This is a genomic window from Klebsiella sp. G-Nf4, from assembly GCF_002810615.1.
Lineage (GTDB): Bacteria > Pseudomonadota > Gammaproteobacteria > Enterobacterales > Enterobacteriaceae > Klebsiella > Klebsiella variicola.
In genome coordinates this window covers 1-13,647 of sequence record NZ_PION01000005.1, presented here as the reverse complement: position 1 = coordinate 13,647, position 13,647 = coordinate 1, and the positions used below count along the sequence as shown (strand labels likewise).

General features: G+C 56.9%; 16 protein-coding genes. 14 read left to right on the top strand and 2 right to left on the bottom strand.

The features are described from left to right. Nucleotides 1-30: 30 nt before the first annotated feature. From CWM57_RS27650 to CWM57_RS11805, 7 genes are all read left to right on the top strand, one after another. Nucleotides 31-162 carry a hypothetical protein gene (locus CWM57_RS27650; RefSeq protein WP_042929338.1) on the top strand — a complete coding sequence of 44 codons (132 nt, stop codon included), beginning with the start codon at nt 31-33 and terminating at the stop codon, nt 160-162. A 133-nt stretch (nt 163-295) separates the two neighbouring features. Beyond that, a complete protein-coding gene (gene lolC / locus CWM57_RS11830) occupies nt 296-1,495 on the top strand; it encodes a lipoprotein-releasing ABC transporter permease subunit LolC (protein ID WP_074386606.1) in 1,200 nt (399 codons plus the stop codon). Next, entirely contained in the window at nt 1,488-2,189 is a 702-nt protein-coding gene (gene lolD / locus CWM57_RS11825; RefSeq protein WP_002900798.1) for a lipoprotein-releasing ABC transporter ATP-binding protein LolD, read from the top strand. The genes lolC and lolD overlap by 8 nt, the downstream gene beginning before the upstream one ends. Next, a complete protein-coding gene (gene lolE, locus CWM57_RS11820; RefSeq protein WP_012542227.1) occupies nt 2,189-3,433 on the top strand; it encodes a lipoprotein-releasing ABC transporter permease subunit LolE in 1,245 nt (414 codons plus the stop codon). The genes lolD and lolE overlap by 1 nt, the downstream gene beginning before the upstream one ends. Nucleotides 3,434-3,481: 48 nt before the next feature. After that, a complete protein-coding gene (gene nagK, locus CWM57_RS11815; RefSeq protein WP_038422335.1) occupies nt 3,482-4,393 on the top strand; it encodes an N-acetylglucosamine kinase in 912 nt (303 codons plus the stop codon). Between the two features lie 14 nt (nt 4,394-4,407). Beyond that, on the top strand, nt 4,408-5,238 hold the full coding sequence (gene cobB, locus CWM57_RS11810) for a Sir2 family NAD+-dependent deacetylase (RefSeq protein ID WP_008806007.1): 831 nt from the start codon (nt 4,408-4,410) through the stop codon (nt 5,236-5,238). A gap of 90 nt (nt 5,239-5,328) precedes the next feature. Then, nucleotides 5,329-5,673: a hypothetical protein gene (locus CWM57_RS11805; protein WP_074386321.1), complete on the top strand. Its 345-nt coding sequence runs from the start codon at nt 5,329-5,331 to the stop codon at nt 5,671-5,673. A 24-nt stretch (nt 5,674-5,697) separates the two neighbouring features. On the opposite strand, the gene CWM57_RS11800 is transcribed toward CWM57_RS11805, so the two are convergent. Both CWM57_RS11800 and CWM57_RS11795 read right to left on the bottom strand, forming a co-directional pair. Then, the gene (locus CWM57_RS11800) at nt 5,698-6,660 is read right to left on the bottom strand and encodes a sugar-binding transcriptional regulator (RefSeq protein ID WP_004140612.1); all 963 of its coding nucleotides are present in this window, start codon (nt 6,658-6,660) and stop codon (nt 5,698-5,700) included. A 35-nt stretch (nt 6,661-6,695) separates the two neighbouring features. Then, complete coding sequence (locus CWM57_RS11795; protein WP_100675968.1) at nt 6,696-7,490, bottom strand: triose-phosphate isomerase; 795 nt, start codon at nt 7,488-7,490, stop codon at nt 6,696-6,698. A 242-nt stretch (nt 7,491-7,732) separates the two neighbouring features. Between CWM57_RS11795 and pdxA the strand changes: the two genes are divergently transcribed. From pdxA to CWM57_RS11760, 7 genes are all read left to right on the top strand, one after another. After that, a complete protein-coding gene (gene pdxA / locus CWM57_RS11790; RefSeq protein ID WP_100676029.1) occupies nt 7,733-8,740 on the top strand; it encodes a 4-hydroxythreonine-4-phosphate dehydrogenase PdxA in 1,008 nt (335 codons plus the stop codon). A 35-nt stretch (nt 8,741-8,775) separates the two neighbouring features. After that, nucleotides 8,776-10,494 carry a four-carbon acid sugar kinase family protein gene (locus CWM57_RS11785; protein ID WP_100675967.1) on the top strand — a complete coding sequence of 573 codons (1,719 nt, stop codon included), beginning with the start codon at nt 8,776-8,778 and terminating at the stop codon, nt 10,492-10,494. A gap of 92 nt (nt 10,495-10,586) precedes the next feature. Further along, nucleotides 10,587-11,606, top strand: coding sequence for a 2-keto-3-deoxygluconate permease (locus CWM57_RS11780; RefSeq protein ID WP_004204602.1), 1,020 nt, complete (start codon nt 10,587-10,589; stop codon nt 11,604-11,606). A gap of 1 nt (nt 11,607) precedes the next feature. Then, on the top strand, nt 11,608-11,982 hold the full coding sequence (locus tag CWM57_RS11775) for a PTS glucitol/sorbitol transporter subunit IIA (protein ID WP_064180330.1): 375 nt from the start codon (nt 11,608-11,610) through the stop codon (nt 11,980-11,982). A 28-nt stretch (nt 11,983-12,010) separates the two neighbouring features. Beyond that, a complete protein-coding gene (locus CWM57_RS11770) occupies nt 12,011-12,469 on the top strand; it encodes an RpiB/LacA/LacB family sugar-phosphate isomerase (RefSeq protein WP_100675966.1) in 459 nt (152 codons plus the stop codon). Nucleotides 12,470-12,499: 30 nt separating this feature from the next. Beyond that, complete coding sequence (tal, locus tag CWM57_RS11765) at nt 12,500-13,450, top strand: transaldolase (protein WP_074386318.1); 951 nt, start codon at nt 12,500-12,502, stop codon at nt 13,448-13,450. 19 nt (nt 13,451-13,469) lie between these two features. Further along, nucleotides 13,470-13,647, top strand: a 178-nt coding sequence (locus CWM57_RS11760) for a hypothetical protein (protein ID WP_168712793.1), incomplete at its 3' end; no start/stop codon positions are given.

Below are 13,647 nucleotides of genomic sequence, written 5' to 3'. Positions count from 1 at the left end.
CATGATCTCTTGGGGATTCGCTCTGCCGATATGGAGGGCAACTCGCTGATATTCAATAGTGAGATTATCCGCGATTGGCCTGGATTCGCCAACCCGAATTGCCATCAGGTATTGGGTGAAGAAACGTCAGCGCCGTGGATAAGCGTAAAGATAAATAAGTAAGTACTTATCTATCCGTTTGTATTTGCTTGGTTTTTAGGATTATTGCTAATAAAGTCGTCAGGTATCAGTCATTTACGCTGCTCGTATTCGCTTATATACTCGGGCATCGGCTATCAGCAACCAGATGGATGACATGTACCAACCTGCCGCACTCTTTATCGGCCTGCGCTATATGCGCGGGCGCGCAGCCGACCGCTTCGGTCGATTCGTCTCCTGGCTCTCAACCATCGGCATTACGCTTGGCGTAATGGCGCTGGTGACGGTCCTGTCGGTGATGAACGGCTTTGAACGCGAGCTGCAAAACAATATCCTGGGGCTGATGCCGCAGGCCATTCTTAGCGCCAAACAGGGCTCGGTGAACCCTCAGCAACTGCCGGAGCGCGAGGCGAAACTCCAGGGGGTGACCCGCGTGGCGCCGATCACCACCGGTGACGTCGTCCTGCAGAGCGCGCGCAGCGTGGCGGTCGGGGTCATGCTGGGCATTGATCCGGCGCAGAACGATCCCCTGACTCCGTACCTGGTGAACGTCAAACAGAGCGATCTGCAGGCGGGCAAATATAACGTTATTCTCGGCGAACAGCTGGCGGGCCAACTGGGGGTTAATCGTGGCGATCAAATTCGTGTGATGGTTCCTTCCGCCAGTCAGTTTACGCCAATGGGCCGCGTGCCGAGCCAGCGTCTGTTCACGGTTATCGGCACCTTCGCCGCCAACAGCGAAGTCGATGGTTATCAGATGCTGACCAACATCGACGACGCCTCTCGTTTAATGCGTTATCCGCTGGGGAATATCACCGGCTGGCGCCTGTGGCTGGATAAACCGCTGCAAGTGGATACCCTGAGTCAGCAGACGCTGCCGCCAGGTACCCAGTGGCAGGACTGGCGCGAGCGCAAGGGCGAACTGTTCCAGGCGGTGCGCATGGAGAAAAACATGATGGGCCTGCTGCTGAGCCTGATCGTCGCCGTCGCGGCCTTCAACATTATTACCTCGCTGGGGATGATGGTGATGGAGAAGCAGGGCGAAGTGGCGATCCTGCAGACCCAGGGGCTGACGCCGCGGCAGATTATGGCCGTCTTTATGGTGCAGGGCGCCAGCGCCGGGATCGTCGGCGCGCTGTTGGGAGCCGCGCTTGGCGCGCTGCTCGCCAGCCAGTTGAATAATTTAATGCCAATCATCGGCGCCTTCCTTGACGGCGCAGCGCTGCCGGTGGCGATTGAGCCGCTGCAGGTTATTGTTATCGCCCTGGTGGCGATGGTGCTGGCCTTGTTGTCTACGTTGTACCCTTCCTGGCGCGCTGCCGCCACTCAACCCGCTGAGGCTTTACGTTATGAATAAGATCCTGCTGCAATGCGACAACCTGTGCAAACGCTATCAGGAAGGCAATGTGCAAACCGATGTCCTGCACAATGTCAGCTTCAGCATTGGTGAAGGCGAGATGATGGCCATTGTCGGCACCTCCGGCTCTGGCAAAAGTACGTTGCTGCATCTGCTCGGCGGCCTGGATACGCCCACCTCTGGCGACGTGATTTTCTCTGGCCAGCCGATGAGTAAGCTTTCTACCGCCGCGCGCGCCGACCTGCGTAACCGCGAGCTGGGCTTCATCTATCAGTTTCACCATCTGCTGCCGGATTTTAGCGCGCTGGAAAACGTGGCGATGCCGCTGCTGATTGGTAAAAAGAAGCCGGCGGACATTGAACGCCAGGCGAAAGCGATGCTGCAGGCGGTCGGGCTTGAACACCGCAGCCATCACCGTCCGTCGGAGCTCTCCGGCGGCGAACGCCAGCGGGTGGCGATTGCCCGCGCGCTGGTGAATAAACCGCGGTTGGTGCTGGCGGATGAACCGACCGGTAACCTCGACGCTCGCAACGCCGACAGCATCTTCCAGTTGCTGGGCGAACTGAACGTCGCGCAGCGCACCGCGTTTCTGGTGGTGACCCACGACCTGCAGCTGGCGAAACGGATGAGCCGCCAGCTGGAGATGCGCGATGGCCGTCTGACCGCCGACCTGACCCTGATGGGGGCCGAGTAATGGCGTCTCCGTTATCGTTACTGATTGCGTTACGTTTCAGCCGCGGACGGCGGCGCGGCGGCATGGTGTCGCTGATCTCGGTGATCTCCACCATCGGCATTGCGCTGGGGGTGGCGGTGCTGATCGTCGGCCTCAGCGCGATGAACGGTTTTGAACGCGAGCTGAATAACCGCGTGCTGGCGGTGGTGCCGCACGGTGAAATCGAACCCGTGAACCAGCCGTGGAATAACTGGCAGGAGGCGCTGGCGAAGGTGCAGAAGGTGAAGGGAATTGTCGCGGCGGCGCCCTATATTAACTTCACCGGCCTGGTGGAGAGCGGCAGTAATATGCGCGCCATCCAGGTGAAAGGCGTTGATCCGCAGCAGGAAACCCGGCTCAGCGCGCTGCCTACCTTCGTGCAGAATAACGCCTGGGCCGGATTCAAGGCTGGTGAACAGCAGGTGATTCTGGGTAAAGGGGTCGCCGATGCGCTGCACGTGAAGCAGGGGGACTGGGTGTCGATCATGATCCCTAATGCCGACGCCGACCATCAACTGCTGCAGCCAAAACGCGTCAGGCTGCATGTGACCGGAATTTTACAGCTGAGCGGCCAGCTCGATCATAGTTTTGCCATGATCCCGATGCAGGATGCGCAGCAGTATCTGGAGATGGGCAGCAGCGTGACCGGCATCGCCATCAAGGTCACCGACGTTTTCCACGCGAACAAGCTGGTACGCGATGCGGGAGAAGTGACCAACAGCTACGTCTACATCAAGAGCTGGATCGGCACCTATGGCTATATGTATCGCGATATCCAGATGATCCGCGCCATTATGTACCTGGCGATGGTGCTGGTGATCGGCGTGGCCTGCTTTAACATCGTCTCGACGCTGGTGATGGCGGTCAAAGACAAAAGCGGCGATATTGCGGTGCTGCGCACGCTTGGCGCAAAAGACGGCTTAATTCGCGCGATTTTCGTGTGGTATGGTTTATTAGCCGGATCGGTAGGCAGCCTGTTCGGGGTAGTGATCGGCGTGATCTGCGCGTTGAACCTGACGTCAATCATCAACGGCATCGAATACCTGATTGGGCATAAATTCCTCTCCGGCGACATCTATTTTATTGACTTCCTGCCGTCAGAACTGCACTGGCTGGACGTCTTTTATGTGCTGGTGACAGCACTGTTGCTGAGTTTGCTGGCCAGCTGGTATCCCGCCCGCCGCGCCAGCCGCATCGACCCGGCGAGGGTGCTGAGTGGCCAGTAATTTATCGTCATCGTCGGCTTTGCTGACGACACAAGAGGAATTGCTGAAATGTATTATGGATTTGACATTGGCGGCAGCAAGATAGCGCTGGGCGTATTTAATCAGGAGCGGCGACTGCAGTGGGAAAAACGCGTCGCCACGCCGAAAAGCAGTTATGAGGATTTTCTCCAGGCGGTGGAGGCGCTGGTCCGCGAGGCCGATGAGCGCTTCGACCAGCAGGGGTCGGTCGGGATTGGTATCCCGGGGATGCCGGAAACGGCAGACGGCACGCTGTATGCCGCTAACGTGCCAGCCGCCAGCGGCCGGCCGCTGCGCGCCGACCTTAGCGCGCGGCTGGGGCGCGATGTGCGCCTCGATAATGACGCTAACTGTTTTGCGCTGTCTGAAGCGTGGGACGATGAGTTTACGCAATACCCGCTGGTGATGGGGCTGATCCTCGGCACCGGCGTGGGCGGCGGCCTGGTATTGAACGGTAAATCGATTACCGGACATAGCTATATCACCGGCGAGTTCGGCCATATTCGCCTGCCGGTGGATGCCCTGGAGGTGGTCGGGCGCGATTTTCCGCTGCTGCGCTGCGGCTGCGGCCAGCTGGGCTGCATTGAAAATTATCTCTCCGGCCGCGGTTTCGCCTGGCTGTACGAACATTTTTACCAACACCCGCTCTCCTCGCCGGAGATTGTGGCGCAGTGGCAGCAGCACGATCCGCGCGCCCAGGCGCACGTTGAGCGCTATCTCGATCTGCTGGCGGTGTGTCTGGGGAATATACTGACCATTGTCGACCCGGATTTACTGGTGCTCGGCGGTGGATTATCTAACTTTACGGCCATTAGCGAAGGGCTGGCGCAACGATTGCCGCGCCATCTTCTGCCGGTCGCCAGGGTTCCGCGCATTGAGCGCGCGCGCCACGGCGATGCCGGGGGAATGCGCGGTGCGGCCTTCCTTCATCTGACCCATTAATCACAGAGGTAGCTATGCAGTCGCGCCGTTTACATCGATTGAGCCGTTTTCGTCGCAATAAACGTCGGTTGCGTGACCGTCTGCGTCAGCGGATTTTCTTTAGGGAGGACAGGATGAAACCTGAAGCGATGGCAAAACCGAGAGTGGTGGTGTTAACCGGCGCGGGCATATCGGCGGAGTCGGGGATCAAAACCTTCCGCGCGGCCGATGGCCTGTGGGAAGAGCATCGGGTGGAAGATGTGGCGACGCCGGAAGGCTTCGCCCGCGATCCGGCGCTGGTGCAGGCGTTCTACAACGCCCGTCGTCGTCAGCTGCAGAGTCCGGAAATCGCGCCGAACGCGGCGCATCTGGCGCTGGCGCGTCTGGAAGATCTACTGGGCGACCATTTCCTGCTGGTCACCCAGAATATCGATAATCTGCACGAGCGCGCCGGCAACCGCCGGGTGATCCATATGCACGGCGAGCTGTTGAAGGTGCGCTGTTCGTGGAGCGGCCAGGTACTGGAGTGGACCGGCGACGTCACCGCTGAGGACAAATGCCACTGTTGCCAGTTCCCGGCGGCGCTGCGTCCGCACGTAGTCTGGTTTGGCGAAATGCCGCTGGGGATGGACGAGATCTACAGCGCGCTGGCCGACGCGGATATTTTTATCGCCATCGGTACCTCCGGCCATGTCTATCCGGCGGCTGGCTTTGTGCACGAGGCGCGGCTGCACGGCGCCCATACGGTAGAGCTGAACCTGGAGCCCAGCCAGGTGGGCAGCGAGTTTGCCGAGAAGCACTACGGGCTGGCAAGCGAAGTGGTGCCGGCCTTTATCGATAAGCTGCTGCAGGAAAACCCGCTATAAACTGAAGCCGCCTGCCGGTAGCCAGGGCCCTGGCCACTGATTCCGGCAGCGCTGCTGACAAGGATGAAACGTCATGACAGGAGTCAGACCATGCACAATCCGCTGGTTATCGAAGCAATCATGTTGATCGCGGCCATTCTCGTTGGCGTCTGGAGCCAGCGTGCTTTACCACTACACGCCGATAGCCGACCGATCCTCTTCCTGCTGTGTCTGTTCGTCGGCACTGGCAGCGCGTTGTGCCTGCTGCTGGATATCTTAGCCCTGCTGTTCACTGGTCAGGTCGCGACAGGTAGTGTGCGGATATACGGCCCCATGCTGCTGCTGGTGGTGTTGTGGAAACCTCTCAACTGGGTTGTCGGCATCATTGAAGATTTTGTGCAGCGGCGAGCCGAAAAAGGGAAGGGCAAAGGCCAGCGTGACGGTGGACGACGCTGATCCGCCGCCTGCGCTGTGGCTTATTTATAGCGCCTTTTGCATATTAATGACCGAACGGGCGTTCGAGGCGCTGGTAGCCAGCACATCGATAACCCCGGTGCGTAATGCCCCCAGGATCGCCGTCGCTTTCGTGCTTTCGGAGGCGATAGCGATGACGCAGGGAATGGCCCGCAGCTGTTCGAGACTTAAGCCAATGACCCGGTCATTCATCACCGTATCGACGGGTTTGCCCTGAATATTGAAAAAGCTGTACCCCGCCAGATCGCCCACCACCCCCTGTTCCTGACGCGCGGTGGCAATTTCCTGCGGCGTAAACCAGCCGAGCTGGACCATAAAACTGTTTTCATTCATATCGCCGAGGCCAATGATCGCCACGTCAGCTTTGCTGGCCTGTTCGAGCGTGGCCTTAATCAGGCGGTTTTGCATAAAGGCGGCGCGCAGCTCCGGGGTTTCCACATAGGCCGGGGCGTAAAGCGTTTCGCTGAAGCCGTTAAATTTGCGCGCCAGATTCCGGCTGATGTGGTCGGCGTCGATCAGCTGATTGTCGCGCTTGGTTCCGCCGATGCCGCAGATAAAGCGGCAGTGGCGCTCAGGAAACACGCCGACGTGATTCGCCACCGCGGCCACATTGCGCCCCTGACCAACGGTGACGGTCATATCGTTTTTTAACACCCCAGCCAGGTAGTTACTGACCAGGGCCGCCACCTGCTGGCGCTGTTCATCTTCATCATGGTGATCCAGGGCAATCAGCGCGCGCTTAATGCCAAAGTGCGAAATAAACTGCTGCTCAATCTGGGAGCTGAAGACCGGATGGTATTTGACGCTGATCTCAACAATCCCTTCCTGGCGCGCTTTTTTCAGCAGGCGCCCGACTTTGATACGCGAAATGCCGAATCGTTTGGCGATCTCTTCCTGCGTTTGTTCCTGATCGTAATAAGCCACCGCAATTTCAGTGAGCAGGGCGTAATCTGAGTCTTGTTCAATCATGGCCTGGAATTTCCATCTCTGGTGTCCCTCTTATATTACTGCGCCTGCAAAATAAATTCCTGTGTAACGCGTTGAACAATGTCGCAATAGCCTTGTGCGTCCCAGGCCGCGCGGCCGATAAACAAGCCATTGATCTCCTGCTGGCGCAGCAGTTCCACCGCGTTTTGCAGCGTAACGCTGCCGCCATAGAGCAGTGGGATACGGATCCCCGTCTCATGACCAAACCGCTCGCAAAGCGCCTCACGCAACGCCTGATGAATGACGCCCGCCTCCTGCGGTGAAGCGGACGTACCATGTTCGCCAATGGCCCACACCGGTTCATACGCAATCAGGGTCTGCAGCGCTTGCTGGTGGCTCAGGCCATACAGGGCGATCTTCATCTGCCGCACCACGCTTTCACGCGACACCTGCCAGCGTTTCTCCTCGGCGCTATCGCCAATACAGATCAGTGGGCGCAGGCCATGACCTAAGGCGCTATGTACTTTTCGATTAATCGCGGCATCGCTTTCATTAAAGGCGGCGCGTCGTTCTGAATGTCCCAGCTCAACAAGCGTGGCGCCGGTTTCTGCCAACATGGCCGCCGAGATTTCCCCGGTCCAGGCGCCCTGATCCGCTTCATGCATATTCTGCGCGCCGGTCAAAAGTGGTAACTGATGCATTTGCAGAAAATGGCTGACGGGTTGGATAGCGGTGAAGGGGGGAATGACGAAGGGCTGAATAGCAGGGTGACAGCCCTCTGGCATCCGCGCTGCCAGCGTTTCGCACCAGGCCATGGCCTGCGACAGCGGCTTATTCATTTTCCAGCTGGTTCCTAACCATATCGGGGTCATCTTTGCTTCTCCTCTTAATAAAATCAAACACTTGCCAAATGTGGGTGTTATACCCTGTATTGAGATTGAACTTTTTATCAGTACATGAACATATGTTAGATCACATTTTTCGATGAAAAAAATCTATGAATTTTTTTATGTGATCCTCATCACTAATGGCGGCTCATTCATCAGGTAATGTTTTGAGCATATGATTTGACTATGAACATATGAACAATCAACTGAGACAAGAGAGGCGCATGATGTCAGCAGATAAAAAACCCGTTGTGGCGATTACCATTGGCGATCCGGCAGGGATCGGCCCAGAGATCACCGTGGCCACCATGATGGACAAAAGCGTGTATGACGAGTGCAAACCGTTCCTGATCGGCTCGGTACCGATTATCAGCCGGGCGATGAAAATCATGGGCTGCGATTTTGCTATCCATAAGATTGCCCATCCGCAGGAGGCCCGTTTCAGCTGGGGGACGCTGGATGTCCTGGAAACCGGCGACTACGACTGCGACAGCATCGAATGGGGCAAGGTGCAGAAGCTGGCGGGGCAAATGTCGCTGGATTATGTGATGAAGTCGATTGAACTGGGCAAAGCGGGGCTGATCGACGTGGTCTCTACTGCACCAATTCATAAGGAAGCCATCAAGCTGGCAGGATGTAAGCTCCCGGGCCATACCGAAATCTATCAGGTGGAAACCCAATCTGATTACGGTCTGACCATGTTCCACGTCCACAACCTGCGCGTCTTCTTCGTGAGCCGCCATATGGCGCTAAAAGCTGCCTGTGACTATGCCAATAAAGCGCGGGTGCTGGCCTGCGTTCAGCAGATCCATCATGAATTTACTGCCCTTAACATCAACAATCCGCGCATTGCCGTGGCCGCCCTGAACCCGCATGGTTCCGACAACGGTCTTTTTGGTCACGAAGAGGCAGACAATCTGATCCCGGCGGTGAAAGCGGCCCAGGAGATGGGGATCAACGCTATCGGGCCGGTACCGGCCGATTCCGTGTTCCATCTCGGCAAACAGGGGCGCTACGACGCCATTCTCTCGCTGTATCACGATCAGGGGCATATCGCCTGCAAAACCCTCGACTTTGAACGTTCGATCACTATTACCTTCGGCTTGCCGTTTATGCGCAGCTCCGTTGACCATGGGACGGCGTTTGATATCGCCGGTACCGGTAAGGCGGGTACCGTCAGTATGCTGGAGTCGACGCTGGTGGCGGCCCGTTACTGGAAAATGAAGCATCAATAATCGCTGAGGTTCATGCGAATCACGAGGACAGAGAAATGGAAAAACATCTGTTGATTAGCAAGGGCTGTAAGGGCTGGGGTGGGCCTCTGACTATCACGCTGGGTCAGGGGAAAAAGATTGCGTACATTACCGGGGGGATCCGTCCCCCCGTCGTCGACCGCCTGAGCGAACTGACCGGCTGGCCCTCCATTGATGTATTCAAAAATGGCGAACCGCCGGCAGAAGAGATTGGTTTAATGGTCATCGACTGCGGCGGCACGTTGCGCTGCGGACTCTATCCGAAGCGGGGAATTCCCACCATTAACCTGCATCCCACCGGCAAAAGCGGCCCGCTGGCGGAATTTATACACGAAGGGATCTACGTCTCCGGGGTGACGCCTGCCTGCATTGAGATGGTCTGGCCACAAGGGGAAGGCGGAAAGCTTGGGATCGTGGCTGACGATTTGACCGGGGCGACCACCGTCGGGGTGCTGCTGGCGCGCAGCGGTTTAAAAACCGCCGCGTTTTTCGATACCGAATCCTTCTCCCGCAATGAGGTCGAGTATCCGGCGATGGTCGTCAGCAGCGACAGCCGCCCGTTGCCGAAAGCGGAGGCCCAGCATAAAGTGAGCGCTGCGGTGAAACAGCTGCAGGCTCGCGGCGCGCACTACTTCACCAAGCGGATTGATACCACGCTGCGCGGCGGCATCGGATTTGAAATCGATGCCATGCTGGAACAACTGCCGCAGGAGACGGTGGCGGTTGTGGTGCCGGCGATGCCGCAGTCACGGCGTATTCTCGTTGGCGGTTATTCGGTGATTGATTCGGTAGCCCTGTCGCGGACCGATGTGGCTCGCGATGTACGTACCCCGGTCACCGAGTCGTGGGTGCCGGGACTGTTGGCGGCGCAGACCCATCATCAGGTCGGGCATATCGCGCTGACGTCGGTGATGAAAGGCGAAGGGCAAATCCAGCAGGATTTGCAGGAGCAACAGCAGCGCGGCGTGCGGGTGATAGTGGTCGATGCGATTACCGTCGACGATGTTGATGCCATCGCCGGGGCAGTAGTGGCCCTGAACTGGAACGTGCTGGCCGTCGATCCGGGGCCCTTTACCGAACGGCTGGCGGTTCGTCGCGGCTTGATGCGCGAAGCGCGGAGCAGCGCGCCCACGAGCCTGACCGCGGACAGTCAGCGCGGCTCGGTTCTGATCGTCGCCGGCAGCGCAACGCCAGTAACCAAAAAGCAGCTCCAGTATTTGATCGCCAGGGATGACCGGGTCTGCCATATCCCGGTTGATGCCGAGCTGTTGGTTGACAGGAAAAACGCTGCTGAGATTGAAGTCAATCGCGTGGTACAGCATGCCCGACAGTGCGTTCCGGCGCAGCACAACGCGCTCTTTGTTTTTGAATCCGCGTTGACCGGGCGGTTGCTAAACCTTCAGGAAGAGGAGCAGAGATTTGGTCTGGCCCACGGTGAGGCTGCGCAAAATATTAACCACGGATTGGGCAGTATTGTACGCGAGGTGCTTAACTGTGCGTCGGGTGAAATTAAAGGATTGTATATGACCGGCGGTGACACCATGGTCAATGTACTAAAAGAGCTGGGCGCGACCGGAATAGAAATGATTGACTATGTCATCCCACAAACCGATATGGTGCGGATTATTGGTGGTGATTATGCCGGCTTAATTTGTGTCGGAAAAGGAGGGTTAACCGGACCGGAAGATATTATTAGCATCATTGTTGACCGAATTTATCAAAAAGCACAGCAATAACCCAGTCATCTAATAAATAATAAGCGACGTAATGGTCGTCAGGGTAGTATTGCGTCGTTGTCTCTGTTAAATCTTAATTTAAGAGTTACCCTATGAATATTAATATACTTGAGAAAATGAACAAGGTGCCGGGTGGGTTAATTATTATTCCACTGTTGGTAGCCATATTGATTAATACTTTCGCGCCCCAGGTGCTCAGCATTGGCGGCCCGACCACCGCCTTATTTAAAGTCGGATCCAGTGCCATGATGGGCATATTTTTGCTCATTTGCGGAACCTCGATCAATATCCGTCAGGCCGGGTTGCCGCTCTATAAAGGCGCCGTGCTGCTGTTTCTCAAATGTTTGGCCGGGGCCCTGGCGGTATGGGCTGCGGGAACGTTGTTTGGCCCGAGTGGTTTTCTCGGTATATCGACCCTGGCGCTGATTGCCTGCCTGACCAGCTCGAACAGCTCCCTCTATATCGCATTGTGCAGCAACTATGGCGATGCCAGTGATGCCGGGGCGATCTCCGTGTTCTGCATCAAGGATGGTCCGTTTGTTACCATGATGGTGCTGGGCGTCAGCGGCCTGGCCAATATTCCCTTCGCCGCGCTGCTGTCGATGCTGATTCCACTGCTGATTGGCATGCTGTGGGGCAATCTGGACGAACGTTTTAAACAGTTATGCGCCGCGGCGCAGCCGCTGGTGATCATTATTATGTCGTTCGCCATCGGCGCCAATTCCAGTATCAATACGGTGTTCACCGCCGGGTTGTCCGGGATCCTGTTGGGGATTATCTCCGCGCTAACCGGGATTGTGTTCTACTTTATCTACAACCTGTTTTTGAAGAAGAAAAGCGCGCTGGGCGCTGCGCTGGGAACCACCGCCGCCAGCTCAGCGCTGACGCCGGCGATGGTTGCCCAGGCGGATCCTTCTCTGGCGATGTATGTGGATGCCGCCACCGCGCAGCTGGCGACGGCGAGCATTATCACCATGATCACCGCGCCGATACTGGTCGCCTGGTTTGATAAACGGCTGAAAAAGCGGGCGCCAGCCGCTGAGCCTTTGAAAGACGCGAAAAGTGAAGAGAGCGTGACATTATCTTCCCCTGCCGCCAAAGGACACAAATAGCATGAGCGTGCCGTTGTATTCATTACGAATTACCGCCGTCGGGGAATACGTTGAGTGCTCTTTGCGGGAGCAGCGGCTTATTTTATTCTCCGATGCCGTTCCCGACGATATTGCGAGTTATTGCGCCGTACACCAGGCTAGCGAACTGACCGCCGAGTTAGCGCCAGGTCAGCGAATGAAATTAAATGATAAAAATTATCGGGTGACCGCGGTAGGTAGTGTGGCAACGGCAAATTTACGACAGCTTGGCCATATCACGCTAAATTTTGATGGCGCAGATATCGCTGAATTACCCGGGACGGTACACCTTTACGGCGAACCACCACAAATTATTCAGCCCGGCGACCAAATTTCGTTTTACCCGAATTGTCATTAAGACGTACTGTTAAATTAAGGAAATAACCATGAAAACAATCGCTATTGGTGCGGATGATGCCGCCTATGCTTTTCGCGATACTATCGTCGCTTATTTGAATGGGCTGGGAATTAACGTCGCGGATTACAGCAGCGATAAACGCCAGGGGAGTACCGTTTATCCGGATGTTGCCCATGCGGTGGCGATGTCGATTAAACAGGGCGAACACGAGCGCGGCATTCTGATCTGCGGTACCGGCATTGGGATGAGTATTGTGGCCAATAAAGTCCCCGGGGTCCGTGCCGCCCAGTGTCACGATACCTTCTCCGCTGAGCGAGCGCGTAAAAGTAACAACGCGCAGATTATTACCCTCGGCGCGCGCGTGATTGGCACCGAGCTGGGTAAAAAAATCATTCAGGCGTGGCTTGAATTCGAATATGAAGGCGGCGGATCCGCGCCCAAAGTGGAACGTATTGATTATTACGAACACCAGCATGCCAGAGATTAACCTACGCAGTCGTAAAATAAGGAACAGATGATGAGCCAGTTAGACGAACTGAAAAAATACACCACGGTTGTTGCTGATACCGGCGATATTGAATCGATTAAAAAGTTTGCACCCCAGGATGCGACCACCAACCCCTCGCTGGTGCTGAAGGCCGCGCAGCTGCCGCAGTATCAGCCGCTGATTGCCGATGCGATTGGCAAGGCACGCCGCCAGGGAGGCAGCGTAGAAACACAATTGATTAACGCCTGCGATCAGGTGGCAGTGGATATCGGCAGCGAGGTGCTGCGCCATGTGCCCGGGCGTATCTCCACCGAAGTGGATGCCCGCTTTGCCTGGGATCGCGGGATGTGCGTCGCGAAGGCGCGCAAGCTCATCCAGTTATATGAAAAAAATGGCATTGGTCCCGAGCGGATTCTAATTAAGCTCGCCGCCACCTGGGAGGGCATTCGCGCTGCCGAAGAGCTGGAGCAGAGCGGTATAAACTGCAACCTGACGCTGCTGTTCTCTTTCGCTCAGGCCCGGGCATGCGCCGAAGCGGGCGTCTTTCTCATCTCGCCCTTTGTGGGCCGCATCTACGACTGGTATCAGAAGCACCAGCCGCAGTCAGCCTATCAGGTGGACAGCGATCCGGGCGTGGTCTCCGTGCGCCAGATTTATCAGTATTACAAATCCCATGGCTATGACACGGTGGTAATGGGCGCCAGCTTCCGTCGTATTGAGCAGATCCAGGCGCTGGCGGGCTGCGATCGCCTGACCATCTCTCCGGCACTGCTGGACGAGCTGGCGGCCAGCGAAGGGGCGCTGACCCGCCAGTTGGCCCCCGGCTGCGTGACGGAAACCCGTCCCAGCCCGATGACGCAGGCGGAGTTTCTCTGGCAGCATCATCAGGATCCCATGGCAGTGGAAAAACTAGCGGAAGGGATCCGACTGTTTGCTGTCGATCAGGTGAAACTGGAACAACAGATTCAGCAGATGCTGTAAGCCGCAGGGATAAAGACTGATGAAGACGACAAAAACCATTCGCTGCCAATGCGCCAACGCGCTGCGCGCCCTGAGCATGGACGCTGTACAGAAAGCCAAATCCGGCCACCCGGGGGCCCCGATGGGTATGGCTGACATTGCCGAAGTGCTGTGGCGTGATTTCCTGAACCATAACCCGAACAATCCGGCCTGGGCTG